Annotated in this window: 21 protein-coding genes and 2 pseudogenes; 8 read left to right on the top strand and 15 right to left on the bottom strand. The window is 40.2% G+C overall.

The genetic code is table 11. From position 1 onward, the window contains the following. Positions 1 to 169 precede the first annotated feature (169 nt). A complete protein-coding gene (locus EKM61_RS03110) occupies positions 170 to 781 on the top strand; it encodes a TetR/AcrR family transcriptional regulator (protein WP_068225635.1) in 612 nt (203 codons plus the stop codon). Positions 782 to 1065: 284 nt separating this feature from the next. Beyond that, a complete protein-coding gene (locus EKM61_RS03105; protein WP_068225636.1) occupies positions 1066 to 1866 on the top strand; it encodes a tyrosine-protein phosphatase in 801 nt (266 codons plus the stop codon). Between the two features lie 63 nt (positions 1867 to 1929). Here the strand turns inward: EKM61_RS03105 and EKM61_RS03100 are convergent, their stop codons facing one another. Together EKM61_RS03100 and EKM61_RS03095 are read right to left on the bottom strand one after the other, a co-directional pair. Next, positions 1930 to 3075 carry an ArgE/DapE family deacylase gene (locus EKM61_RS03100; protein ID WP_068225637.1) on the bottom strand — a complete coding sequence of 382 codons (1146 nt, stop codon included), beginning with the start codon at positions 3073 to 3075 and terminating at the stop codon, positions 1930 to 1932. Between the two features lie 268 nt (positions 3076 to 3343). Next, positions 3344 to 3901 (bottom strand): CvpA family protein, encoded by a 558-nt coding sequence (locus EKM61_RS03095; protein WP_068225638.1) that lies wholly within the window; start codon positions 3899 to 3901, stop codon positions 3344 to 3346. Between the two features lie 469 nt (positions 3902 to 4370). Here EKM61_RS03095 and EKM61_RS03090 point away from each other — a divergent pair, with 469 nt between their 5' ends. Next, a complete protein-coding gene (locus EKM61_RS03090) occupies positions 4371 to 5735 on the top strand; it encodes a hemolysin family protein (RefSeq protein ID WP_068225639.1) in 1365 nt (454 codons plus the stop codon). Between the two features lie 180 nt (positions 5736 to 5915). Here the strand turns inward: EKM61_RS03090 and EKM61_RS11990 are convergent, their stop codons facing one another. From EKM61_RS11990 to nhaC, 3 genes are all read right to left on the bottom strand, one after another. Next, a complete protein-coding gene (locus tag EKM61_RS11990) occupies positions 5916 to 6080 on the bottom strand; it encodes a hypothetical protein (RefSeq protein WP_156519999.1) in 165 nt (54 codons plus the stop codon). A 99-nt stretch (positions 6081 to 6179) separates the two neighbouring features. Then, complete coding sequence (cls, locus tag EKM61_RS03085) at positions 6180 to 7637, bottom strand: cardiolipin synthase (protein WP_068225641.1); 1458 nt, start codon at positions 7635 to 7637, stop codon at positions 6180 to 6182. A 104-nt stretch (positions 7638 to 7741) separates the two neighbouring features. Continuing rightward, entirely contained in the window at positions 7742 to 9124 is a 1383-nt protein-coding gene (nhaC, locus tag EKM61_RS03080; RefSeq protein WP_075168902.1) for a Na+/H+ antiporter NhaC, read from the bottom strand. Between the two features lie 865 nt (positions 9125 to 9989). Between nhaC and EKM61_RS03075 the strand changes: the two are divergent. Both EKM61_RS03075 and EKM61_RS03070 read left to right on the top strand, forming a co-directional pair. Beyond that, positions 9990 to 11489: pseudogene (locus tag EKM61_RS03075) on the top strand (MDR family MFS transporter). Positions 11490 to 11491: 2 nt separating this feature from the next. Further along, positions 11492 to 12022: a DUF4811 domain-containing protein gene (locus EKM61_RS03070; RefSeq protein ID WP_068225643.1), complete on the top strand. Its 531-nt coding sequence runs from the start codon at positions 11492 to 11494 to the stop codon at positions 12020 to 12022. A 53-nt stretch (positions 12023 to 12075) separates the two neighbouring features. Here EKM61_RS03070 and EKM61_RS03065 read toward each other — a convergent pair whose 3' ends face one another. Together EKM61_RS03065 and EKM61_RS03060 are read right to left on the bottom strand one after the other, a co-directional pair. Continuing rightward, positions 12076 to 12405 (bottom strand): hypothetical protein, encoded by a 330-nt coding sequence (locus tag EKM61_RS03065; RefSeq protein ID WP_068225644.1) that lies wholly within the window; start codon positions 12403 to 12405, stop codon positions 12076 to 12078. Positions 12406 to 12708: 303 nt separating this feature from the next. Continuing rightward, positions 12709 to 12909 (bottom strand): DUF2187 family protein, encoded by a 201-nt coding sequence (locus EKM61_RS03060; RefSeq protein WP_068225645.1) that lies wholly within the window; start codon positions 12907 to 12909, stop codon positions 12709 to 12711. 270 nt (positions 12910 to 13179) lie between these two features. On the opposite strand from EKM61_RS03060, the gene nrdI reads away from it, so the two are divergent. Next, positions 13180 to 13638 carry a class Ib ribonucleoside-diphosphate reductase assembly flavoprotein NrdI gene (nrdI, locus tag EKM61_RS03055; RefSeq protein ID WP_068225646.1) on the top strand — a complete coding sequence of 153 codons (459 nt, stop codon included), beginning with the start codon at positions 13180 to 13182 and terminating at the stop codon, positions 13636 to 13638. Between the two features lie 164 nt (positions 13639 to 13802). On the opposite strand, the gene EKM61_RS03050 is transcribed toward nrdI, so the two are convergent. Further along, positions 13803 to 15638, bottom strand: a complete 1836-nt coding sequence (locus EKM61_RS03050) for a DUF2207 domain-containing protein (protein ID WP_068225647.1) — start codon at positions 15636 to 15638, stop codon at positions 13803 to 13805. Between the two features lie 56 nt (positions 15639 to 15694). Further along, positions 15695 to 16384: a hypothetical protein gene (locus tag EKM61_RS03045; RefSeq protein ID WP_068225648.1), complete on the bottom strand. Its 690-nt coding sequence runs from the start codon at positions 16382 to 16384 to the stop codon at positions 15695 to 15697. Positions 16385 to 16566: 182 nt separating this feature from the next. On the opposite strand from EKM61_RS03045, the gene EKM61_RS03040 reads away from it, so the two are divergent. Together EKM61_RS03040 and EKM61_RS12320 are read left to right on the top strand one after the other, a co-directional pair. Beyond that, positions 16567 to 18501, top strand: a complete 1935-nt coding sequence (locus tag EKM61_RS03040; RefSeq protein WP_068225649.1) for a M13 family metallopeptidase — start codon at positions 16567 to 16569, stop codon at positions 18499 to 18501. 298 nt (positions 18502 to 18799) lie between these two features. Next, positions 18800 to 19543, top strand: a complete 744-nt coding sequence (locus EKM61_RS12320; protein WP_068225650.1) for a C40 family peptidase — start codon at positions 18800 to 18802, stop codon at positions 19541 to 19543. A 122-nt stretch (positions 19544 to 19665) separates the two neighbouring features. On the opposite strand, the gene EKM61_RS03030 is transcribed toward EKM61_RS12320, so the two are convergent. The 6 genes and pseudogenes from EKM61_RS03030 to EKM61_RS03005 all read right to left on the bottom strand — a co-directional run bounded on the left by EKM61_RS03030 (position 19666) and on the right by EKM61_RS03005 (position 26190). Next, complete coding sequence (locus EKM61_RS03030) at positions 19666 to 19938, bottom strand: hypothetical protein (RefSeq protein ID WP_068225651.1); 273 nt, start codon at positions 19936 to 19938, stop codon at positions 19666 to 19668. Between the two features lie 120 nt (positions 19939 to 20058). Then, a pseudogene (locus EKM61_RS03025) lies at positions 20059 to 21375 on the bottom strand (aminopeptidase C). Between the two features lie 241 nt (positions 21376 to 21616). Next, on the bottom strand, positions 21617 to 23353 hold the full coding sequence (locus EKM61_RS03020) for a DUF438 domain-containing protein (protein WP_068225652.1): 1737 nt from the start codon (positions 23351 to 23353) through the stop codon (positions 21617 to 21619). Then, positions 23340 to 23582, bottom strand: a complete 243-nt coding sequence (locus tag EKM61_RS03015; RefSeq protein ID WP_068225653.1) for a DUF1858 domain-containing protein — start codon at positions 23580 to 23582, stop codon at positions 23340 to 23342. Before EKM61_RS03015 ends, EKM61_RS03020 begins: the two co-directional genes overlap by 14 nt. 1220 nt (positions 23583 to 24802) lie before the next feature. Further along, positions 24803 to 25336, bottom strand: coding sequence for a VanZ family protein (locus EKM61_RS03010; RefSeq protein ID WP_082918526.1), 534 nt, complete (start codon positions 25334 to 25336; stop codon positions 24803 to 24805). A 41-nt stretch (positions 25337 to 25377) separates the two neighbouring features. Further along, complete coding sequence (locus tag EKM61_RS03005; protein WP_068377084.1) at positions 25378 to 26190, bottom strand: Cof-type HAD-IIB family hydrolase; 813 nt, start codon at positions 26188 to 26190, stop codon at positions 25378 to 25380. Between the last annotated feature and the right edge of the window lie 57 nt (positions 26191 to 26247).

Raw genomic sequence — 26247 nt, 5'->3', positions numbered from 1 at the left:
AATTTAGGCCGATTTGTGAGCTTACACGACGAACAGTTTAAAATTGTTGGATATCTGGTTATTTTATTTTTGCATAGGCCGGTAAAGTCCCAGGAAATATCCATTCTACAAATAATCAATTTTTATATGTTATCGAACTCTACTCAAAAAACGTTTAGGAAGTGCCTCTATGGCCAAACAAACTGATTTGCGTGTTATTCGAACTAAAAAGATGATCTTCAGTGCTTTTATGAAATTGGTGGAAAAAAAAGGCCTTTCTGCCGTAACAATTCAGGAAATTGCCGATGAGGCAATGATCAATCGTGCTACCTTCTACGCCCATTTCAAGGATAAGCAGGACCTTTACCAACAAATTTTCAATAAAGCGATAACTTCATTCGCGAAAATTCTGGATGCTGATATCATCCGCGATGGCAACAAACTCAAAATAAATACAATTGAAACCCTCTTAACGCAACTCTTTCAAGAAATCTGGGCCAACCGTGAATTTTTCGTATTAGCATCTAGCGAAACCAATCAAAATACGTTGGCAAAAATGCTTCAGGATCTTTTACAAAAAAGATACGCACAATTATTCTCGCAACTTAAAATTACCCAGGACGAAACACCCATTCCGACTAGCTTTATTGTTTCCTACATGACTTCGATTTTTATTGGCACGGTTCATTGGTGGGTGTATTCTGATGGTAGTTTTTCACCGGAGCACCTCGCTAAATTAATCATTCAGTTAATCGCCAATGGTCACTTGACCGTACTTGGTCTTGAAATGGTTAACGATTAACGATCTGATTGAACAAATTTTACCGTTAAAGACACTTTTTATGGTACAGTATTGACGAAAGGCAACTTCTTTTAAGCTGCCTTTATTTGTGACCACGTTTCTAGTGCACGCTATGGGGTTACAAGGAGTGTTTGAAAAAGCCAATTTTTAAGCACGTTTACACTAAATCAGTCAGAAGAATACTTTCGCAAAAGTAATTTTTAAACATGGCCCAAATAAACCGTTGGCCTTTGAAAATAAATTTCATGTCACATAACCCTTACAGAACTTAGGAGGATCCACAAATGGTAGAACAGACAGCAAATCAGGCATTACCCATCACAACTGGCAGTAATTTTCGTGAACTTGGTGGTTACGAATCACAAAACGGTCAACACGTTAAGTACCATAAATTAGTGCGTTCAGGCCTATTAGGCGAACTAAATTCCCGTGACTTAACCTATTTAAGTGATTACGGTGTCCGTCAAGATATCGATTTTCGTTCAAATGATGAAGTTACTCAAACACCAGATAAGGTTCCTGTTCGTGCAACCTATCACTATCTTCCAGTATTTGATTATGATCAGACCCAAAATTCACAATCAATGCACGAATTAGAAATTGAATACCGGGATAATCCAAATAGCGGCCATGAACGAATGCTCAAGGTCTACCATAATTTGATTGCCGATCCCCACGCCAAAAAAGTTTATCATGATTTTTTTGCAACGTTATTGGCTAATACAGAGGATAATGAGGCTGTTTTATTTCACTGTACTGCTGGGAAGGACCGTACTGGTATGGGTGCCGTTTTCTTGCTCACTGCGTTAGGTGTGGACCGTGAAACAATTAAGGCTGATTATTTACTAACAAATACAATTGCGGCCCCGCACATTGAACACCGGCTCGCTGAATTAAAATCACTAAACGCACATCAAAACGTCGTCACAAATATTCAGTCGCTGTTAACCGTTCATCCTGATTACCTGGCTACTGCCTTAACTGAAATTAAGCACGAGGCTGGTGATCTAAAAAATTACTTGCACACTGATCTTGATCTGAGTGATCACGATATCAAGGAACTTCAACAAATTTACTTAGTATAAAGCACCTAAAAGGACTTCAGAATTGCCAGCTAAGATGGCCAATTCTGAAGTCCTATTTATTTTCTATTTTAAAAACGTATCAATAACCTGATGGTAAATTTGGATCGCAGCCAAATAATCTGAAATTACTACGTTCTCATCAACTTGATGTCCCGAATCGTTACCCGGTCCAAAAATAACAATTGGAAATCGTTTTGCAGCGTGAATAAATTCTGAAGCATCCGTTGCGCCACTATCGCCAACTACTGGAATTTCCCGATCCAATCGTTCAGCAGCAATTTGTTTAACTAGCTGAACAAATGGTGCCTTAGGGTTGCCAGGTAACGGACTTTCTGGATAATGATAAGTGATTTCAAGATGAACACCATCTATTTGATTAAGCTCAGCAACTAATTGCGTTATTTCTGTCATTAAATTTTTGGTTGGGTATGCCGGAATTGTCCGCACATTGCCTGACAGCATTGCCCGTGCCGGAATACTATTAATCTGATCACCACCAGAAATCAACGTAATATTATGTAATAGCCCACCAAGTACCGGATCAACCTGATCCTTGCTGGCCATTAACGCCTGAATTCGCGGATAGAACAATAGTAGATTCTGAATAGCATTAATACCGCGTTGTGGCTCGGCACTATGAGCGCTCTTACCGACAGACATGACAGTATAGTCAATGACACCGCGGTGCGTGTATTCAACATTCAGGTTACTAGGCTCGCCAATGATTAAAGCATCTAAATCATCCGCAAATCCCTGTTTAGTTAACTGGGCGGCACCGTACTCCCCGGTTTCTTCACCAACAGTTGCAAATAAACGAATTTTCCCGTTAAAAGGTGTCCCTGCCGCTAAGAGATCTAACAAAACGCAAACCATAGCCGCTAACCCGCTCTTCATATCAGTAGCACCGCGACCATAAATCTTATTCATTGCCTCAGTTCCACTAAATGGTGGGTACTTCCAATTAGCAACATCCCCTGGCGCAACAACGTCGGTGTGCCCGGCTAGACCAATTATTTTTCCATCAGCCTGACCATTCACTGTAATTACTAAATTAGTTCGGCCTGGTGCGTACTCAACGCGCGTTACTTGTGCAGCCGGATACGGATGAAATAAATCCGCAATATAATCCGCCACGGTCGCTTCATTTTGATTAACTGATTTAATTTGAATTAGTTTTTTTAAAATTGATAGCGCATTTTCTCTCTTCATAAGCGACAACTAACCTTTCCATTTCCCAATTAAGTACATCATAGCAGAATTGGCCCACTTTTTTTAATTAAAATTAAAAAAAGTGGGCCAAAGTAATCCGCTTAGAGAGTGGTTGAAAAAGTGGTTAGCTTCTACTTCGCAGTTAAAGTTAGTTATTTACAAAGATCATAACTGGCTGATGCTGCTTCGAATGTTGTCTATTCTTGTGGTAAAAGCATTTTACTAACACGGCTTAGATTGCCTACCGCTAGTTACTTTGTCCCACTATTTAGATCGATGTCTGATTAGTTGTTTGATCGGTAGTGGTTTTATTTGAAGTATCGGAATTAGAATCCGTATGCCCTAGATACCGTTGCAATAAGTTACTGGTTAGAACGGGGGTCTTAGTCAAAATAGTTTGGGCAACGGTTGATTCCTGCAGTTGATTTTGAAATGACTGCACTGGTAACAGCGCGCCAATGCAAAGAACTACAAAAACCATCAGGTAAGTAATCACGAAACCAACAATGCCACCTGCCAAACCATTGGCCTGATGGATAACCGGTAAAAAGGTAATGTAACGTGATAATCTAGCAATAAAGTGAATTAGCATCCAGCCAATTGCAGTAAGTAACAAAAAGGCAATTGAATTTGCAAGTCCAAAATTGGTTGTCGTTGTTCCAGTTAGATTAGCTAATGCCACCCCAACTGTTTGGTAGGTCATTCGGGCAAAGATAAAAACGGCAATATAGCCTAGTGAATATAATAATTCAACAATTAGGCCACGATGCAAGCCGCGATAGATTGCTAAGCCTAAAAGCACAACGATAATAATAGTTAATAGCATGGTGGCGGGCTCCTCTTCATTATTAATGTCTATTTTTACGTTAACGTAAAAATCTCATTTTCATTGGATGTCCATTCTCCTTGCACGAAAACCGTGCACTCGAAACATGGCTCCTCTTCATTATTAATGTCTATTTTACGTTAACGTAAAAATCTCATTTTCATTGGATGTCCATTCTCCTTGCACGAAAATCGAGCACTCGAAACATGGCTCCTCTTCATTTTCAATGTCTATCTTTCGTGTAAACGTAAAATCTTTTCTACATGTTAGCACAGTGCTAGTGAATAAAAACGGTCTGAAGGCCGATTTAAGTATTCGTTAAGCATTATATATTAAATGCCGGTTAAATTTACTTTTTTGAATATACCTTAATAATGACATAACTATAAGTATAAATTTAATTATTTTAGGCTTCTTAAAGTTAAACATGTTAAAATAGACTAATTATCGAGTGAAATGGGGAATAATTGTGGCAAGTAGTCAAATCGCTATTAACCTACTGATTATGTTAATCACCTTTCTCTTTGCGGCTTTCTTCGTTGCCTGTGAATTTGCCTTAGTTCAGGTTCGACCTAGCGCTTTAGAGGAAGAATTAGAAAAACGTGGGGGTAAGTCACGTAAAATCAGTACCGCTTTAGACATGGTACACAAATTAAATGAATATTTATCGACTACTCAAGTTGGGGTTAGTGTTGCTGGGATTATTTTAGGTTGGATTGGTGAATCAACAGTGGAATCCATTTTAATTGATCTATTCAATCTTGATCATTTACTGAGTCCCGCCGTTTTACACATTGTTGGCGCAATTCTCGGTGTCCTAGTTCTAACCTACTTAGAAGTTGTCTTTACCGAAATTGTTCCAAAAAATATCTCAATTGATATGCCAATGCAGGCGATGATGTTTGTCACAACACCATTACATTATTTTCACATTCTATTTTATCCGTTTGTTTGGCTCCTAAATACTTCCTCAACTGGCGTCGTTAAATTAATCGGCTTACAACCAGCAGATGAAGAAAATGCTAACTATTCGCAGGCTGAAATTTTGAAATTATCTAAAAATGCAGTTTCCGGCGGTCAATTGGAACGAAATGACTACATTTATATGGAACGTGCTTTTGAAATGAACGATAAAGTCGCTAAGGATATCATGATTGATCGCACTTCCTTAATTGTGGTTGATGTTACAGCAACTGTTGCCGAAGTAATTGATCTTTACGTTAAAGAAGGCTTCAGCCGTTTTCCAGTCGTTGAACACAATGACAAGGACGACATTTTAGGCTACGTTTATAATTACGATTTAATCAAACAAGCCGAAAGTGATGATTCAATTCACGTCAGTAAAATGCTTCGCAATATTATTACCGTTCCAGAAACGGCCTCATTACAAACCGTGTTGGCACAGATGGTCCAAAAGCAAACACCAATTGTCGTCGTTGTTGATGAATACGGTGGTACCAGTGGTATTGTCACTGATCGGGACATTTATGAAGAACTTTTTGGAACCGTTAAGGATGAAAATGAAAAACCTTCTGAAGAATATGTGCTCAAGCAGGCCGATGAAACTTACCGGGTTAATGGTAAAATAACGCTTTACGATTTTGAACGCTACTTCAACGTTAAAATCAAAAGCTTTGATGACTCAGACGTCGTCACTTTAACTGGTTTTGTCATGAAAGATAATCCTAGTATTCATTTGAATGATATTGTTCAAATCGATCAGTTTTCTTTAAAAGTTGCCGATATGGAAAATGCCTACATCAATTGGTTTGAGGTTAAAATTCAGCCGATAATACCGAAACTTGTCGAAAGTGAGCAAGACGAGCAAAAATAAGCTTTTAATTGCATCCATTTGCTGCGCACAAATACTAATCAAAACAGGAGGTCACGACATAAATTATCTATGTCGTGACCTCCTGTTTTGCTTTTTCATACAATATAGCTAAAACATGTTTCATAAAACAGCCATCGAACAGCGGCTGTCAATTTCATTAGGCTACTAATTTCTAATTAACTATTTATTTAAACTATTTTGGATTTGGCGAATTCCAAACGATAACGCAATGACCATCAAGACACCTAATCGTAACAGTCGAAAAGGCCCAATTCCAAAGTGACCGCGATGGGTTAATCGATAAATAATTGCGTAGCCTAAAAGTACGGCCACTAAAAAAGCCAAAATACCTACCCCTAATTGACGCCAATTAATTTGTCGTTTAATTTTTGAAACTTCCCTTCGTTCCCTTTGGCAATAATTAAAATAATTGTAAGGCGAAAATTATAGAACTGGCGATAACAATCTAGAAAAATTCTGTTTTAATACTAGCCAACGTGATTGATCATCGATTTCGGCCTGCGTTAACAAGCGAGAATCAGTCATATCCTTTTCAAAAATTCGAGCCAGCTGGCGTGCAACTTTAATATCATAAAGAAAAGCGTTCACTTCAAAATTCAACTTATAACTCCGAAAATCCTGATTTGCTGAACCAACGGTCGCCAATTTACCGTCAGTGACGACTGTTTTAGCGTGGAGGAAGCCTTTTTCGTAGATGTAAATTTTAACCCCGGCCGCGAATAAAATTTTTGCGTAATACTGCGTTGCCCGGTAAATGAACGGATGATCTGGCATATTCGGAATCATTATGCGAACATCAATCCCCGATTCGGCCGCAATCGTTAGCGCCGAAAGTACACTTTCATCCGGTACTAAATAGGGCGATTGAATCCAGACATTTTTTTTGGCCATACTAATCATTTTAATGTAACCAGATTTAATTTGTTCTTTCTGTGCTGACGGGCCAGAGGTCACAATTTGTAACGCCGTTGTTGCATCCTTCGGCCGTAATGGCGTCGGGAAAAAACGTAATTGGTAATTAAGGTGTCGATCTTCTTTAACCGAGGCATTCCAATCCATAATAAAATGTGTTTGTAACGCCATAACACCGGTACCAATAATACGCAGGTGCGTATCACGCCAATAACCAAATTTCTTACTTCGACCTAAATATTGATCACCCACATTAAACCCACCGGTATAGCCGATTTGACCATCCACCACGACAATTTTACGATGGACATGATAATTTAAGCGGGTTTTGGTGATTGAATTATGCGATGTGATGAAGGTCGCCGCTTGGCCGCCTAATGACTCCAAGGTGCGGAACCACTTTGCCGTTGTCCCGTGCGAACCAAATGCATCGTAGAGTACGCGAACTTCGACGCCCTCTTTGGCCTTTTGTTCCAGTATCCGCAGCAATTCGTTACCAATTTGATCATTATAAATTGTGTAATATTCAACGTGAATGCTATGCTTTGCCTGCCGAATGTCTTTAAATAAAGCGGCAAACTTTTCTTCACCATCAGTAAAAATCTCAACTTTATTCCGTTTAGTCAAAGGTGCCTGATCAGTCATTTCAAAAAAATGAACAAGACTGCTAGCGTTGGCGGTCATATTCTCCGATATTGGCGTTGCAAATTCAATATCATCCTTTCTTTGGGAAGCAATCATCTGGGCCAGCCCCGTGCGATCCTGATGTTCTAAATTAAAAATCTTCTCCCGGCCTAACCCACGCCCGGTAAAGAGATATAAAATAAAACCAATAACTGGCAACATTACTAAAACCAATAACCAGGCCCACGTTGTTGAAATATCACGGTGCTGGCGAAAAACCGTTACAACAGCAAGTACGGTGTTAAGGGTGATAACACAATCCCACATCACCTTAAACCAATCCATCCTCATCAACTCCTATATCTGATGTTGTCTATTATACGCCCCTAGCGCAAAAATTTCGTCAATCTTACTTGCGCGCCTTTAAAAAGAATGATTTCAAACACCACTTACTTACTAGCTATTCGTTTCAAACCAATACCAGTGTAACCACTTAGTAAAGAAAAAATTGGCGAGAGCAAACTAAAGAAAGTAAATGGTAAGTAGTCCAGCGTTGGAACCCCTAATGTATTCGCGGCAAAAACACCAGCTACTCCCCAAGGAACTAAATAATTAATCACGGTCCCGCCATCTTCCAAAACACGCCCCAATGCAACATTAGCCAGTCCAGCCTGATTAAATGCCTTTTTAAAAGCCTTGCCTGGCAAAATAACGGATAAGAATTGCTCGCCGATAAATAAATTAACACCGATCCCAGCGACAATCCCAGCTGTCACCAATTTACCATCAGTATTAAGTCGTTTGGCCAGGGGCACCATAATTGCATCAATTAAACCTAATTTCATTAAAAGACCACCAAGCGATAAGGTTAAAACAATCAACGAAACCGTCCCCATCATACTGGAAATTCCACCCCGTGTTAGTAACATATCAACATCAGTATTACCGCTTTTGGCAACAAAACCTGTTTCAATAATGGCGGCAATCTTTTTCAAGGACATTGAAGGTTGTTCAATGAAAATCATCAAAACTGAGACAAAAATATTCAAAAATAAAGTTGGAATGGCGGGCATCTTTCGCCAAGCACAGATAAACATTAAACTTATCGGCACGATCGCCCACAGTGAAACGTTAAAGTTCTGTGTTAGAACGGCAACAGTTCGATTGATTTTGCCAAAGTTTGCGGCCGCCGCACCATGGCCTAAAATTGTAAAACCCAACAGGCTAATGATAAAGGCAGGAATGGTAGTCCACATTAAATTTTCAATGTGTTTAAATAAATCTGCTCCTACGACTGCCGCGGTCAGATTAGTCGATTCTGATAAAGGTGACGACTTATCGCCAAACACAGCACCAGAAATAATTGCTCCGGCAACTAATGCCGGATTGACACCCATGGTCATTCCCATCCCAAAGAAAGCAATCCCTACAGTCGAAATAACGGTAAAAGCACTGCCAACGGACGTTCCAACGAGTGCACAAACAACAAATACTGATGGAACAAACCAACGAACGCTAATTAATTTAAAACCAAAAACCATTAACGAAGGAATAATTCCAGCAGCAATCCAAGTACTAATGAGTGCCCCAACTAAAATAAAAATAAAGATTGGAATAATACCAGTTTCAATTCCTTCTTGAATACCCTTATTAATCACCGTAAATTCAAAATGACGCAAACGCGCCCACAACATGATTAACGCAATTACTAGCATGACTGGTGTCTGTGGTGATAGGCCAAAGCCGATCACGCCAACCCCCATGATTGTTAACATAATAATTAAAACAACAAGTGCTTCACTAAAACCAACCTTTGTCCGCATTTTCTTCATCCTTTCCATAAAAAAAGTCCCTGCTGCAAAATTGCAACAGGGACGATTTAACCGTGGTACCACCCAAATTGAGACCAGAATCTGGCCTCCACTTAAAAATCGTTAACGAGATTTCTACCGTATGCTTCAACAGTAAACCGTATTTCAAGCTTATTACCCTGATCGGTTCGCAGCACCCACCGACTTCCTGACACCCAGATAATAGATTACTTAAAGGTCTACCTCACACTTTTATTAAACTCATTGGAGCATAGCATCAAATTACTTAGCCGTCAACTAAAGAGTGTTGGGAAAAGCGATTAGCTTCCGAGCATTAGCCTAAACAGACGAATTACCTTTGAAAAAGGTGATTTGGCTGTTGTAGCTACTATTCCGCAATTGAGGATTATTAGCACAAAACGCTAATAATCTAGATGCTTCATACGTTGTCCATTCAACTACGGCGAAAAGCGCCAAGTTGAAACATGGCAACCGCAGGAAGCTGCTTTTCCCAACACGTTTCCACAAATTGGTTAGAGAAGGACAAGTAAAAGCACTTTCCAAACCTGCTTTAAATTTAGCATTACTAACAATGTCGATCGGACTAAGATGGACCGAAGTCCGAGTCACAGCCAAGTACGCTAATAATCTTGATGCTTCATCCATTGCCCATTCAACTAAGGCAAAGACCGCCAAGTTGAAACATGGCAACCGCAGGAAGCTGCCTTTCCCAACACGTTTCCGCAAATTTGATCAAGGAAAGACTATTAAAAGTATCTTCCAAACACGCCTTAGTCTAAGCTCACAGTCAGTAATTGGTGGCTCAATCATAACAAGTGGTATAATTAATGGTTGTGATTATCCTAAAAAGAAGAAGGAACATTTTATGGCACAGCAATCAACATCAACTGATCAAGTTATCGATGCTAATGGACGACCTTATAATCGGCTACTATTAGTTTTAACGTTATTGGTTGGTACTTTTTCAACTTTCATTATGCAGACAATTCTAACAACGGCTTTTCCAACCCTGATGAAACACTTTAACATCACGGCGGATACCGTTCAATGGTTAACAACGGGCTTCATGCTTGTTATGGGGATTATGATTCCTATTACCGCATGATTGCTTACTCGTTTCAATTCAAAATACCTTTACATAACAGCTATGAGCTTATTTTGGATTGGTACCTTCGTTTGTTATGAAGCCAGCAGCTTCGGGATGCTGCTCACAGGGCGTTTAATTGAAGCGATGGGCGTTGGTATTTCAGCACCTGTTTTTCAAACGATTATGCTTACTATTTTCCCGCCCGCAAAACGTGGTACTGCCATGGGTCTGGCCGGAATTGTTATTGGTCTAGCACCGGCTATTGGCCCAACTCTTTCCGGTTGGATTTTAGTTCATTATTCATGGCGAATGCTGTTTTTAGTGATTCTACCAGTTAACGGCTTTGTTTTAGTATTATCATTTTTCACCATGCGGAAAGTTTTACAGACCTCACATCCAAAAATTGATATCCTATCCGTTATTGTTTCTACAATCGGCTTTGGGACCATGCTCTATGCCTTTTCATCAGTTGGTGCCAAGGGCTGGGGCGATGCCCAGGTGTACGTACCCCTTATTATTGGGATAATCTTTGTCGCACTCTTTGTCTACCGCCAGCTACACATGGACAAGCCGTTACTTGAGCTGCGTGTCTTTAGGGTTAAGGCCTTCACCTTGTCAGCAATTTTAACTGCCGTTGCCTACATGGCAATGATGGGTGTCGAAATGATCTTACCCCTCTATATCCAAACCGTTCGGGGTGAATCCGCCTTTCAGTCTGGTTTAATCTTACTACCTGGTGCCATTATGATGGGAATTATGAGCCCGATCACTGGTAAAATTTTTGACGAAATTGGTGCCAAACGTTTAGCAATGACAGGCATGATTCTACTAACCACTGGTACGGTTTTCTTTGTTACACTAACTGATAAAACGCCACTCATTTATATAACGGCACTTTATACGATGCGAATGTTCGGTATCACAATGGTCACAATGCCCGTAACTACAACTGGTATGAACGCCTTACCAATTCGCTTAATTAGTCACGGAACGGCCGTCAACAATACTGCCCGGCAAGTTGCAGCATCAATGGGAACGGCCATTTTGATTAGTATTTTAACTAACGTTACCACTAACCGACTACCGGCCAAAGTGCTTTTACACCAAACACCCCTTACCTACCGAACGCAGGCAATTAACGCTAATTTGGCCGGTTACCACGCTGCCTTCATCGTTTCACTTGTCTTCTGCGCCATCGGACTTTGCCTAACCTTTATGCTGAAAGATGGTAATAACGCACAGAGTACTTCAGTGCTGGATGCTAAGGAGGCCAAGTAACTATGATTTTAGTTTTTTTAACCATTGGAATTCTTATTTTTAGTGGCTCAATGATCTTTTTAAAAAAGAGTGGCAGCCGAAGTTGGATAAATTGGCTAAGTTTAATTTTAATTTTTGTTAGTATGGGTTTAATCACACTTAACGACACGGCACACTTCGGAATGCACGAAGTAACAAGTACCCGTAAAAGACCACTCCTATCTAGTACGCCCGCTAGTAAGATGAACTTATTACTCTACCAACCACTAGGAACAAATGGCACCGAAAGAATTTACCTTTACCGAACAAATTCAAAACAAGTAAAACCAACGCCAACTTCAACTGTCCGTACTAGTTACACCGTCAAGAAAGGACAGAATAAGGCTCAGGTTAGCATTGCTACAACGCGGTGGGTGTACCGAAATCAATTGATGCACACTTTGTTTGGTATCACTGGTGAAAATAACCAATTTCAGCGGCGACACTATACCTTTAAGTTGACCAATGCTTGGCAGACTTTAAGTACTACTGCGGCAAAAAAAATCCAAAAATAAAAATGAGTGAGTAATCGGCAGAGATTCTGCTGTTACCCACTCACTTTTATTTTTTATTCAAAAGATTTTAATTTAAGTGCCTGTCCGAGTAGCCGACCAGCTTCTTGCCGTGTTTTAGTTTGATCCATATCAAAAATAATTCCCGTGATTTCATGATCAGCAAAATCGTACCGCTCGTAATAAATATATGGATCTTCATCAGCATTATGAAAAGTATCGCTGATCTTAGTTGTGAAACCCTTCGCCCAATCATCGTTGTCAATGTTAGGAATGTCCTTACGCGTTACGTAGCCTTGTTTTTTAATCAAGTCAACTGCCTTATCAATATCTGCTTGATCGTACGTAATCTCCGGTTTTTTAGTCTTAGCCTGTTCTTCTGCCAAAATATGATCTCCTTTACAAATTAAAGGTTATTTTAGCGTTCTTGCACCGATGGGTAAATTAACACTCATTATTGTAGCCACGTTTCACCTTACTACTTCATGATAGTCCTTTTTTTGAAAATTGTTTAATGAAAGCGAATTCAAGTGGCACTATTATTAATTAAGGTCGCAATCAGATATAGAAAGTAGGCTTACTAGTATTTTCCTGACTACTTGGGCGTAAATGCGTTTAAAAAACAGGATCCGCAGATTTTAAGCGCTTTTTCAAACACTCCCTATTGAACAAAAAAAGCATCCAACACACTATTCAACTAATTTCATTTTGGCCAAACTAATTACGGCCTTGTGCTGTAAATCATCAAAGTTGATTTCATCTGTTTTGGCATAATCAGTAATATTAACTAACGCTGAATTATCGTACACTTTCTCCACTTTACCGGAAAAATCAGCTTCCATATTACCATTTGCCTTGCATCGAACAGTATTGCCTATTTGGATCTCCATAAAAATCCCTCCGTATTGTTCAATAAATAACTTAGGCCATATATTAACGCGATTATTTTGGGATTGCAAGAAAAATTTATGGTTTTTTAAAATGCCCCTTAAACTTTTTTCATTAAAAAGTACCCACCAAATTAAACATAGCGCCAAGTAGGTCCTGACACCATTTTTAACCCGACTTTATATTTTTCAATTGATAACGTAAACGTGTTTGAAGAGCCAGATTGTGTTAAATTAAGAACAGAAATTATCTTATACTTGAAGGAGTTCATCATGTTAAACATTTTATATATTTCAATCTCCGGTAATACGCGCTCTTTTGTTGAAGATTTACAAACCTATGCCGCAAAAAAACACCAAGAAGATGCCAATGAACCCCTGATTAGCCTCAAAGAAATTTCGGAAGCAACACCTTACGCTGATGAAACACAGGCCTATTTCGCCTTTGTCCCCACCTATTTAGATGGCGGAAACGGCATTGATAATGGCGTCGATGAACTGATGACCAACGCAATGGGTGAATATATTGCTTACCATAAGAACCGCGACTACTGTTTAGGCGTCGTTGGCTCCGGTAACCGTAATTTTAACGAGCAATACTGCTTAACAGCAAAAATGTACGCCCGCGATTACAACATGCCCTTTATCGGTGATTACGAGTTACGTGGAACTAGTGCCGATGTTAAACGAATTTACGCCATTTTGAAGGAACAACAATCTAAATCGGCGTAATACTAAAAAACAATGTTCTGACTATTTAAAAAATAGCGGAACATTGTTTTTTTACCTGTATTTTAAAAGCCAACTTACCGCACAATGGCGGTTGGTTCTAGTAGCACCCGCAAATAATTAAGTAGTCCTTCGAAGTAGCACCTACACATTTTTTCCATTACGTTTTAGAAAGCGCCACCGCCGGAACCACCACCAAAGCCCCCAGTGCCACCACCAGAGAAACCACCCGAACCACCACTAGTGCTTGATATTGAATTAGCAGCAACACTTGAAGAGAATGTACTCGTGAAACTACTGCTAAAATCAGTGCCGGCAAATGATTGTGAGTAAATAAATAATGGATAGCCAATTGGTAAACCAACGCGTAATTGTTCATCAGAGAAATTGGCCTTCAACGCTGCAGCAACTTTTTTGGCCGAACCAAACGCAACTGCATAGGGTAAGATCTGCTCCCACAATATTAAATCGCCAACTTTTGCCGTATCAAAATGGCCAATGTCGCGTAGCATTCGATCAAAGCCATGAAGTTTTTCAATTGCTTGACTACCTGATTGAACATAACGTGGCAAATGGCTCACTTTAACTAGCCAAACGCCCCAACTAACCACTAATAATAAACCCGCCGTAACGATAACTGGCCAGGTTAACGGACTATTTTTTGTTCCAGTTGCAATATAAAAATCACAGACAAGCGCAATCACAGTAAAAATACTGCTAATTAGCGCAAGTGTAAAAGCGTGGGAGCGTACTAGTTGATTTGTTTTATTGTTGAAGCCTAACGCGGTTGTTTGTTGCCGCTGGTGAGTTACCCAACTAGAAAAGGCGTCACTCAACCGCCCGTTTTGCTGTCTACCATAGGCCTGGATTTGGGCCATAGTGACTGAACTTGCCTTACCAATCTGGTTAAATAACAAATCAAAAAGCGGTTGCTTCAAAATAGCGGCCGATAATTTGGCCGTTTTGGTAAGCCGATAAGTTTTATGATCTGCTTCAATCACAATCTCACCTTTAGCCGCTAACGCCATTAATGTCGCTGTAAAAGCCTTTGCGTCTGGTCCATCGCGCTTCAACAAACGCTGAGCAACTGCTGGTGAGTACGGCGGAATATCAAAACTATGTGGAACTGGCGTGGGCTTAGGATAATGATCAGCAGGATGCCGCGTTAGCCAGATAAGTTGATAAATCAAATTAAATGCAGCAATCGCCAAGGCTGAAAACGCAATAATGATTGGAATTCGCCGTTGCATTTCCCGTTTCTGATTGGCCTCTTGGGCAAATTTTGCCTCTTGCTTTTGAATCTTGTGCTTCATTTTTTTAGTACTGCGTTGTGGATTTTGCGCCGTTACCGTTGTCGGAAATAGTAGGCGACTTTGAACAAAAGTTTTCGCAGGTACTTCTGCCACCTTCATCACCACACGCCCATTTTTTCGGTCAACGGTTACTTGCCCATTTAGCGGACCATGTGCCCATGCCTGCAGTCCTTGGACAGATTTTTGCGGCAATTGAATTGTAATGTGAACATTATTAAGCGGAACTTCCCAGCCGGTACCAATTACCTTCCAATTCAGCGTAGCCGTATCGGCATAGTTAGTAACCACCCCATTTAACTGGTAACGATAAATAAACGTGGCCGCCTGGTTACTAATCGGATGGTAAACCTTTAGCTGGTAGGCATCATCAGTCTGCGTTGTACTGAAAGTATTAGGCGCCCCGGTTGTATTCTCCGCTAGCCGTTGCTCGTGACCATCTTGGTCAATTGCAACCTGTGGATTAACTAATCCCTTAATACCGGCAATATCTTGTTTGTAATAGACACCATTAAAATCACCATCAAAATCATAACGAATGCGTTGGGTAACTTGCGCGTCACCGCTCTTTGTCACATTAATATTGACTGAATAATTAGTAATATTATAACTTTTCGCCGCAGCCGGTTGTGACCAGCACATAACCAACAGCAATCCTAATAGCGCTACTAACCACGAATGCTTTTTTAGCATGTCTTCACCTATCCTCACTTTAAAGAGTGTTTGAAGAGACGCTCAGTTTATGAGCATCAGCTACGTAAAAAGGCCAGTGGATCAACATTAATTTGGCTAACGTCGCCTGCTTGATAAGAAACGGCCCCGCGCTCACCTTGTTGATTCAACATAGTGACCTCAGGTGTAGCTAAGACCGACTGGCCTAGATCCATCTGTTCCTTTTTAGTGTACGTTTTTAATTTTGCTCGAATCAATTTATTTGAACTGGTCACATTTACGTCTTCCAATTGATAAAGCTGTGGAACTGTTTGAAATTGGGTGGAGTGCTTATTTTTATTGATGACTGGCATGGTGTGCGTTGCGGCGTAGGTCAAAGCTGCCAAATAATCTTGCTTAGTTGAACTGGCTTGGCCTTCCAAGTAACGAGCGATGAAGTCCTTTTCGTTATAGAGACTGGCAAAGTAACGGACCGTGCCCCTAAACGCAAAATACTTTTTTGTTGCCGTTGCATCGCCAATGTAACTTACCAAGATGACGTGGCCTTTATGATCATTAGTCACTGCCAGCGCCGCCATCTTCTGTCCCTTTTGTTGAATGTAAGCGGCCGGAATTCGATATTTCTTACCTTGATACTGATAGTTTTCAATCTTACCAGCGTACGGAGCCACGTAAGTTGTTGTCTTTTTAGCCGCTATGACTGGTTGATTAAAAAGTAAAAGTAGCGAACTAATCAAAAACAAATTACCCCAAAATTTTAATTTCATAATACCTCCACATAACCTATTTTTATCATCATACTTGTTTTTCAGAATGACTGTCAATTGTGCCCCAATTAAATACCAGCATTAATGTAAAATAAAAGTAACTTTATTTTTTATTTTACACTTAATCCGTGTATCATGGATTTTAAAGTGGTATTGATTGATACCTACGGAAGGATGATTTGATGACGCAAGATAAAACAACAACTAACACTGCAACACCAACTTTGAAAGATGACTTCTATGAAGCAATTAACGCTGATTGGTTGAAAACAGCGACAATTCCGGCCGATAAACCAGCAACAGGCGGTTTTCAAGATTTAGTTGATGAGATTGATAAAACCTTAATGGCCGACTTTAAGCAGATGAATGCTGGTCAACTGACTGTTCCTAACGAACAACTAGCATCTTTCTTAGCTTACTATCGTTTAGCAGCTGACTTTACTAAGCGTGATCAAGATGGCGCTGCCCCGCTGAAAACTATCCTGGCACAAGTTACTAACTTAACTAGCCTAAAGGATTGGCAAAATAATCTGGCCGAATGGATTCTAAGTGGCCTGCCAACACCGTTTGATATCGATGTTGACGCCGACATGAAAAATACTAAAATCAACACTTTATTTGCCAGTGCACCCAGTCTGATCCTACCAGATAAGACCTACTACGCTAAGGACAATCAAGCCGGCCCCCAGCTGCTTCAAGTCTTCAGTCAAATGATGACTAAGTTATTTACATTAGCCGGTTACCAAACAGCCGACGCAGAGAAAATCATTTCGGAAGCACTGGCCTTTGATAAGTCACTTGCTCCTCACGTTAAGAGTGCGGAAGAAAGCGCGGATTATAGCAAAATGTATAATCCCCAAGACTTTTCAACTTTCACAGCAAATAGTCACTCACTGGATTTAGGTAGTCTAATTAAACAACTAGTTAAGGGCACACCAACACAGATTATTGTGACTGAACCTAAATTTTACGCTGCCTTTGATGAAATGATTAATGATACTACCTTCCCGTTACTAAAGAGCTGGTTACTAGTTCAAACGATTCGGGGATTTTCAAGCTATCTATCTGAAGACTTCCGCCAAACTGCCGGTATTTACGGTCGCGCACTTTCTGGCAGTAAAGAGGCCACGAAGCAGCAAAAAAGTGCCTACTATTTAGCCTCTGGTCAATTTGATCAGGTTGTTGGTCTTTATTATGGTCACAAATATTTTGGCGCCACCGCTAAACAAGACGTCCACGATATGGTCACCAAGATGATTAGTGTCTATAAACAACGTCTAACTAACAATAATTGGTTATCCAAAGCGACTCGGGAAAAGGCCGTTGTTAAGCTTAATAATCTCGGTATTCAAGTTGGCTATCCTGACCAGTTAGATCCCTTATACAAATTATTCAAAACAAAAACTGCTACTCAAGGTGGTACCCTACTGGAAAATACACTTAACTTTGTTCGAATTAGCCAGCAAGATCGCTTTGCAAAATGGCAACAACCTGTTGACCGCGATAAATGGGAAATGAGCGCCGCAACCGTAAACGCTTATTACCATCCATTCCGTAATATTATCGTTTTTCCGGCCGCAATTTTACAGGCACCATTCTACAGTTTGGATCAACCCTCTAGTGCAAACTATGGTGGCATTGGTGCAGTGATTGCGCATGAAATTTCCCACGCCTTCGATAACAATGGTGCCTTATTCGATGAATTTGGTAATTTACACAATTGGTGGACCAAAGCAGATTCAGCGCAATTCAAAGAAAAGGCACAAGCAATGATTACCGAATTCGCTGGCTTACCGTTTGCAGGTCAACAAGTGAATGGTAAATTAACCGTATCGGAAAATATTGCCGATGCCGGCGGTCTAAGCTGTGCGCTTGAAGCCGCCAAAGGTGAAAGTGACGTTGACCTCTCTGTCTTCTTTACCAACTGGGCAACCATTTGGCGAACCAAGGCCCAACCAGAATACCAACAACTATTATTGGCGATTGATGTCCACGCACCCGCAAAATTACGAGCCAACGTCCAAATCCAAAATCTTGATGATTTCTTCACAACCTTTGACCTTAAACAAGGCGATGGCATGTACTTAGCTACTGAAAAGCGCGTTCACATTTGGTAATGGCGTGGCCAAAAGTCACTTTTGGGTTCACGTTCTAAAATAATGATTCGAAAATAATAAGAGGCTAGGACTTGTGTCCCGGCCCCTTTTTTGTGCAAACCAATAAACTAGTTATCATTAATAGTGTATTTCAACCAATTAAATCATTTTAACGTCAAACTGTAATAGTCTGTAAACGAGTTGTTATCGCGAAGTCACCACTCTGTAACCTAAAATGTTTATGATAGTCAATGTTGAGATTAAGAACTGATGTTAATTCAGTTCTTTACATAAATGGCAAATAATAAAGGAGTACATTATGATTATAAATTTCAAGAAAAACTTACTAACTATCACGGCCACTGGTATCATGGGCCTTTCTGGTGCAGCCCTTTTCGGTGCAACAAGTGCACACGCTAATGCTGCCGAATATAATCCCCAAACTGCACAAACAACGGCTTGGTATTCTTCAAATACGAACAACACTACACCAACTGTTACCCCTGCAAGGACACAAACAACGCCGACTAACGTTACTTACACTAACAACTCAAATAATACTCAGGCGACAACAGGTAATACGACTAGTACCCAAATAGCACCGACGACTGTTGCTTACACTGGTAACTCAAATGCACAAGCAACGACTGCTACTGTAAACGCGCAGACAACACCGACGACCACGAGTACGCAAACGACCGCTGGTGCACAAGCCGCAGTCAATGCTGCCATCGGACAAGTTGGAACACCTTACGTTTGGGGTGGTACTACAGCAGGTGTCGGTTTTGATTGCTCTGGCCTTACCCAGTATGCGTTAGCTCAGGCAGGCGTTACTGTTGGTCATTATACAGTTGACCAGGAATCAGCCGGCGTTGCAGAACCACTTGATCAATTACAACCTGGTGATTTAGTTTTCTGGGGTGCTCAAGGTGCTTCGTACCACGTGGCCCTTTATATTGGCAATAACCAATATGTTAGTGCACCTCAACCAGGCCAAAATGTTGAAATTCAGACAATTAACTCTTATTTCCAACCTTCATTTGGTGTCCGGGTTAACTACTAAAAGCACGCTAAATTACAATTGAATTTCTTAACATAAACTATTAGCTACTTGTAAAAAGAAGTCGCGACAAAATTTTGTCACGGCTTCTTTTTTTGCGTTAAATATTTTTCGTTAGCGTCCATTTATTTTTCAATCATAAAAGTTGTATGCGAATAATCATTGGGATCTTCCTGGTGCTCAATAGTTCCTCGATCAACTTTCTTTAGTGAAATTGCCTGTTGGTTAAAATTTAATTTTTGATCGGTATGTTTAACCAGCAGCTCCTCTAAGGCATCCGCCTCAACTGGATCGGTTAGTTGAAGTTGCCAATGATGTGGCGTCTCCACTAAACGTCCAGAATAATTGCCAAGTTTCTTACCATCAAGATCTTGTACCACAATTTTTTGTATCTGCATATTAAACACCTTCCTTAATATCGACTATAACATCGACTAAAGGAAGTTCTCAAGTTTTATGCATTTATCCAGCTTGATCCAAAAATTATTAGCAAAGGTAAGTTATAACAAACATTATATTTAAGCCATCGAATCCCAAGGCGTTAGCTCAGTTGGTGTCGTTGTTAACATCTTTTTCTGCGCCGGCGTTAAGAACTTCTTATTAATGACCGTGTGGTAGACAAAATCATCAAACCAATCATCACTCATCACAAAATAACCCTTTTCACCATTCTTTTCACCCCAAGAATTTTCGACCTTCCACTTAGTTGGTTAATCAGCAACTAAATCAACACCAGTTAACGTCATCGCGTGAGAAACAACTGCTTCACGATAAGTCAGCCGATCAGCCTTAGACAGGCTAAGATCAACACCAAATAATTCAGCCCGCTTATAAAGTCCGGAATCAAGCAACCCTTCTTGTCGGTTCATTTGTTGTAAAACGTCGTTACCAAACCAGATTGTTTCTCCGGCCTTCAATTGTTGAATCGTTAAGGCCTTGAAAGTTGCGAGATCAACATTTAAAAAAGTCACGTGTTGACCACCAATCACGTTGTCTTCCATCGGTAATGTATAAAGGCGATTAAATGGTTTATCTGGTGAATTAATCAGCACAACGTAATCGCCAAGATCACGACTAATATATTTCTGTGCAAAAAGCTGTGGCGTTAAATTAGTTTCCCGATGATATTTTTTATTATCATCCCGATAAGTGAACGTAAACGTTGATGGCACTTCACCAAAAGTATAAGTACACATTCGGTAGACCTCACCAAGCATTTTTTGCTTAGTCTCCGTTATTTTGCTAGCCGCGGCCTCGTTTTGAACTAATTTTCGTAAATTAACTGCATCATGGCGTAGTTTAAGCCCCAATACTTGACTGAATTCGGCAGTATTTTCACTATTAAAAGTTTCTGGCATGACCGATTGCGGTACGGCACCGTATTTTTTGATAAGTGCCGCAGCATTATCCCACTGACCACCATCGTCATCCGGCATTTCTAATAGCCAGGTCACGATTCGACTATCCGCTGGTTCGTTAGCAGTTGCTAAAATGTGTTCATAAAAGGCATTGGCTTTTTCAAAACGGTCCCAAAAAGATAAATAATTCTCAGAGAACTCAAAATCCTTCAGATTAATTTGCTTGGCCACATCATGCCGAATTGTGTTCAACGTTGAAAATAACCAGCAACGACCACTTTTCTTCTGATTAGACACAGCGCCAGTATCTAATTCCAGTGAAAATGCACGATTTAATTTGGCCTTAACCGCCGTATCTTCACTTGCGGCATTAATACCGTTATTCATGACCGTCCGCTTAACTACGGCGCCACCAGGAACCGCATGATAAGCGGCCTGATAGTTTTTTATATCCTGTAATGTCACTTCACGACTCATTAAAACGTCCACTTCTTTCCTTGGTTTATTGGTCTTAATTTTAGGCTAAAGTGAAATTAATGACAACTCGCAACAATTAAAATAGCGAGGTGCCTTACTCTTCGGAGAAGCAAATAGGCAGCGGGAGTGAAACAAAAAATCGGTTTTGGCGCACATTCTAGAGCAATGATCAGAAATAGTCAGCGCCACACTAGAACGTGCGCCAAAACTGACTTTGCCCCACGCCTTACGAATTTCATTTTTAAAGGCGCTTTTCGCCCTTTAAATTCATAATTTCCGTAATTTCTTGCGTTACTTCTAGACAACCAAGATAATTATTCTGGGGATCACGCATTGCAAAATAGCGAATGTAGACCATCTTTGTTCCGTGTAGATTAATCCAAAAATCAGCATGATCTTGCGCACCACTACGAAAATCATCCAAGATTGTTTGAACCTTACCCATACTCTTTGGTGGGTGACAGTTAACTACCGCCCGACCGATAACTGTTCGTGTTCTAGGGAAAACCCGATCGCCATTATCCGAAAACCAACGCACAATGTCATTAGCATCAACGAACGTCACATCAAGTGGTAAAACGCCCAGGATGGCCGTTAATTGCCGTAAATCCAAATTACCAGTTGGCAGTACAATTGTCGCGCTATTGTCGGCCCCAATTTCTAAATGGGTTTGTGGCGCTGGTTTCTTGTGCCGTTTATGAGTAGTCGGCTTGTCTTTATCGGCCAACATCTTTTTAACAAAATCAGGCATTCTTGCCGCTTCATCTGTTGTCTTAGGTTCAATTGATTTTTCTTCTACTGTTTCAGCAGCCTTTTCGGCCACTTCAGCCTTTTTAGGAGCTGTAATATTCACGTCAATTTGTTGCCGCGCATCATCTTTGGCTGGCGCAGAGGCCTTAACTTCGCCAAATTCAGCGCGTAAGTGTAACGGGAGTGCATTAATTGCTTCAGGATCATTTTCTTTGGCCTTTAAGTTAGTCGGAATTGTGGCCTCATTTTCTTTAACAACATCGGTCATCGCATCGACTGTGTCCGTCATTGCTTCACTAATCGTTGCCTTAGCATCTTTTGCAGGTGCCTTACCGTCCAAACCTTGTTGGTCAGCTAAGGACTGCGCCATTGAATTCAATTCTTGCGCCATCTTCGAAGGTTTGCGTTTGGCCGCTTCTTCGATATCTTTTTGTGAGGGGTGCCACGGTAATGGATCGGGAATCAATGTATAGCCGACCTCATCACTTTCGCTGGCAATTAGTTCCCAGTCCGCTGGTTTAAAAACTTCTGCAACCATTGGCAATAGAATCTGTTCTTCCTTAAAGATCATTTCTTCAATTTCTTTAGCTACTTTTTCAATAGCCGCTTCAATATCATATTTTGCTGGTATTGGTGTGGTGTTAACCAACCGAATGGCATCCTTAATCCAGCCCCGAATTTCATCATCTACACCCCACATAACCTTTGGTGGTGCAGTAATACCGTACTTGTCCATCAACGGAAACAACAAATTCTCTTTCCGGGCATAATGTAAATCAATTGTTTGCAAATCTTTTAAAGCATTTTGCATTCTAGTTAAATATTGTTGGTCGGTCGCCGTTGCACTATCACCATTGGCCGATTGCTGCCATTTTTTTAAACAAGGTAATAATTCATCATCTAATAACGAAGTCAAGACAACGTTTTCCAATTTCATTACTGCCACAGGATGCCCTGGTTCATCCTCGGCACTCATTGGTTTAGTTGGATTGATTGATCCTTTAAAAACTGCGGCATGAACGTTACATAAATTTTGAATTTCCATTGGATTCAGTCCGCTGCCAATTAGTTCACGTTCTGCGGAAGTAATTTCGGATACGTCAACACTGGAAAAAGTAGCATCAAAGATCTTTTTGGCTTCATCAAAACTGCCACCTTCATGCAACATTTTCAGAATTTCGACAATCTTTTTTTGCCGAAAAACACTGTTATGTTTATTCTCCGGCATCATTAATCACCTCAAATCCCAGCGCCTTCAATTGGGCAACAATTTCATCTAGTGATACCTTTTTCAAGGCCGCTCCCTTTGGAATGGTCATGAAACGTCCGGCAGTGTTCAGCATTGCGGGATTTTTTATTTCTTTCAAGCCAATTCCGTACAAAATTTCGGCAACTTCAGGGTGTGCCGTCACTAATTCGTAAACTGTTTTGCTTAAATCAATCGTGCCAGTTGTCATCAACATTATCCCCTTATATGTGAAAATACCTTAGTATTAAAATTCTATTTGATGAGTCTAAGTATAACAGGCGGGTACCCAATTGAGAATACTTCTCAATAAAATTAGGGACTTCCCCACAACTTGATCTAATGACTAACGAAAACGTAACGGTATTTTTGATAAAACCGTTTTGCCATAAGTTCAAGAGCGTGCTGCCAAAAAGTTATTGCTAGTAACTGCTGCCTAATCTTAGAAAATTCTGAAAGAAAAAAGGTCCTTCTATTTTTTATAATTTTTCTAACAAAAAGTAACCAAGTTCATTGCAAACAAATTAATTTGCGTTATGATTGAAACACATAGTTTTGATCCATAGTGAGGTGACATAAATTGAAATACACTAAACAGCACAAACAAAAAAAGACACAAAATACAAACACAACTTGGCAGAAATTTAAAAAACAGACTAATAATCTAAGCGCTCACCGCCGTGGTGTCCGTTCAGGTGGTCATTAAGAAATTAGATCCCTTTCTAATCTAAAATAAAAAATAGAGGTAACAACAAAATTGTTTTTTGTTGTTACCTCTATTTTAATCTTCAAATACTTTCAATTAAGAGCTTAGTGCATCATAGCGACCATATTTAAAACGATTGCCAGTTATTGTGTTGCAAATAGGTGAAAGCTGCCTTCATCAGTGTCTATGGCTAATTAAGATCACCGCTAAGTTGCGTAGCATTAAAGCTGTGGGTTCCGACTCAATTGGACCAACTAAATAATTAAATCAATCAATAATCAAAGCTCAACCGCTGCCAAGGTGAAATGAAGGCGCTGGCGTATCAGCTGTGTCGAAGATACTTGATGACCGAATTGTGGTCATTTAGTATCTTGCGTGATTGACAAGATCCATTTTCTTTTCCGAATGGGTTTAATCGGAAAGAAAATTAGCTTGTCAACGCGCCACTGTCGCTCATTCTTAACAACTAATTTTAGCAAGTATTAATTACTAAAACATATTCGCTAAACAGAACTCGCTTCCCGTTGTCGATTGGACTAAGCCAAAGCCCGGCAAGTCCAAGTCGCACGCATTCCATACGCCAGCGCCGGAATGGAACCTAACTAAATCTGTTCACGTATAATTCCGTGGCCAATCGGCATAAGCATTATTTTTAATCGCGATATATTTCAACGCTACGACTAGCGGGTATCGTTTTAACCACTTACCAAAACCACCACAAGCAATCACTCACTAAAACTGAACCAACTAACAAAACGGCGTAATCGCGTTTTCTTTAAGCCGTAAACAACTAGACCGCCAATAACAACACCAACCGTGTTAGTGATTAAATCATCAATATCGGCAGTTCGCTGCAAATTAACCAACTGATCCAGGATAAACTGGCTCGTTTCAATAAAAAGGCTAGTTAAAAAACCAATCATAATTAATTGGCGCCAATTTAACCGGTAAATCAACGTTAATAAAATACCCAGCGGTAAGGTCATGGCCGCGTTTAGCCAATACTCTAAATCTAGATCTTGAAACGGTCGGTAAATAACGATTGCTCGGCCTACAATAATGTAACTTGCTTGATGAGTACTGACCGAATAAAACGCAGGGACTAAACACAATGCCACTAAACTAATTAAATAGATTACCAATGCTAATAAAGTTATCTTCTGACCAACCGTTTTTTTGCCAGATAAGATTTTAGGACTAATATAAAACCCGGCCACCACTGCTAGAACTAGTGGTAACCACTGAAAAATCAGACGCAAATTCTTCGCTCCCTTTTATTAAAAATTAGCCGCTCAATAATTTATAAGGCCAATAATTGTTCAATGGTGGCGAGCACCCCGCTATGCTCATTATCTTTCGTAGTAACAAACTTAGCGGCCTGTTTAACAGTAGTCGAAGCGTTCCTCATAGCGTAACCATTACCAACAGCCTGCAACATTGCCAGATCATTAGCACCATCGCCAAAAGCAACAACATCAGCATTGGCTACCTTAAAACGCTGCTGTAGAAACTGAACAGCGGGTAACTTACCAATATTATTCCGAATGAGATCAATAACACCATAGCCACTATCTTGCGCCACCAAACTGTTCTTGAATAATTGATTAAGTTCGGGCACGATACTTTTTGGTGCCCCTTCATCCCAACTCAAACTGATTTTTTTTATTGTATCAGTCACTTGGGTTAAATCAGTTACTTCCTCTAATTGATCATAAAATTGCCGGGCAACGGCTACTAATCGTTTTGGCGCCCCTTTTAATGTATAGGCTCCTTGTGCACCAACCAAAATAACTCGTGCTGCCTTGAGTAACGGTAATTGCCAATCGTGTTGTAAGAAATCTTGCAAACGATTCGCCGCAATTGCGCCATCAAATATTTCTTGCCCTTGCTGATAAATTGAGGCACCATTTTCAGCAACAAAGATCACATTATCTGTTGTCATCCCGAAAAACAAACGTTTTAAATGGGCAAATTGATTCCCGCTGCAAACAACAAACCAAATTCCAGCAGCCTTCATTTTGGTAAGTTGCCGTTCCAAACGGCGTTTATCAAACTCCTGAACATTATTTAACAATGTTCCATTCATATCGGTCACAATCATTTGCACTGCCATCGCTGTAGTCCTCCTAAATTCTTTGAACCTTATTTTGCGTAATCCTAAAAATTTCAT

Source organism: Loigolactobacillus backii, from assembly GCF_003946275.1.
GTDB classification, from domain to species: domain Bacteria; phylum Bacillota; class Bacilli; order Lactobacillales; family Lactobacillaceae; genus Loigolactobacillus; species Loigolactobacillus backii.
This window is presented reverse-complemented; position numbering and strand designations above follow the sequence as displayed.

Excerpts from the sequence above, each read along its gene's own strand:
- EKM61_RS03110 (WP_068225635.1), top strand. The coding sequence starts at position 170 with ATGGCCAAACAAACTGATTTGCGTGTTATTCGAACTAAAAAGATGATC.
- EKM61_RS03105 (WP_068225636.1), top strand. The coding sequence starts at position 1,066 with ATGGTAGAACAGACAGCAAATCAGGCATTACCCATCACAACTGGCAGT.
- EKM61_RS03100 (WP_068225637.1), bottom strand. The coding sequence starts at position 3,075 with ATGAAGAGAGAAAATGCGCTATCAATTTTAAAAAAACTAATTCAAATT.
- EKM61_RS03095 (WP_068225638.1), bottom strand. The coding sequence starts at position 3,901 with ATGCTATTAACTATTATTATCGTTGTGCTTTTAGGCTTAGCAATCTAT.
- cls (WP_068225641.1), bottom strand. The coding sequence starts at position 7,637 with ATGGATTGGTTTAAGGTGATGTGGGATTGTGTTATCACCCTTAACACC.
- nhaC (WP_075168902.1), bottom strand. The coding sequence starts at position 9,124 with ATGAAGAAAATGCGGACAAAGGTTGGTTTTAGTGAAGCACTTGTTGTT.
- EKM61_RS03070 (WP_068225643.1), top strand. The coding sequence starts at position 11,492 with ATGATTTTAGTTTTTTTAACCATTGGAATTCTTATTTTTAGTGGCTCA.
- EKM61_RS03060 (WP_068225645.1), bottom strand. The coding sequence starts at position 12,909 with ATGGAGATCCAAATAGGCAATACTGTTCGATGCAAGGCAAATGGTAAT.
- nrdI (WP_068225646.1), top strand. The coding sequence starts at position 13,180 with ATGTTAAACATTTTATATATTTCAATCTCCGGTAATACGCGCTCTTTT.
- EKM61_RS03050 (WP_068225647.1), bottom strand. The coding sequence starts at position 15,638 with ATGCTAAAAAAGCATTCGTGGTTAGTAGCGCTATTAGGATTGCTGTTG.
- EKM61_RS03045 (WP_068225648.1), bottom strand. The coding sequence starts at position 16,384 with ATGAAATTAAAATTTTGGGGTAATTTGTTTTTGATTAGTTCGCTACTT.
- EKM61_RS03040 (WP_068225649.1), top strand. The coding sequence starts at position 16,567 with ATGACGCAAGATAAAACAACAACTAACACTGCAACACCAACTTTGAAA.
- EKM61_RS12320 (WP_068225650.1), top strand. The coding sequence starts at position 18,800 with ATGATTATAAATTTCAAGAAAAACTTACTAACTATCACGGCCACTGGT.
- EKM61_RS03030 (WP_068225651.1), bottom strand. The coding sequence starts at position 19,938 with ATGCAGATACAAAAAATTGTGGTACAAGATCTTGATGGTAAGAAACTT.
- EKM61_RS03020 (WP_068225652.1), bottom strand. The coding sequence starts at position 23,353 with ATGCCGGAGAATAAACATAACAGTGTTTTTCGGCAAAAAAAGATTGTC.
- EKM61_RS03015 (WP_068225653.1), bottom strand. The coding sequence starts at position 23,582 with ATGACAACTGGCACGATTGATTTAAGCAAAACAGTTTACGAATTAGTG.
- EKM61_RS03005 (WP_068377084.1), bottom strand. The coding sequence starts at position 26,190 with ATGGCAGTGCAAATGATTGTGACCGATATGAATGGAACATTGTTAAAT.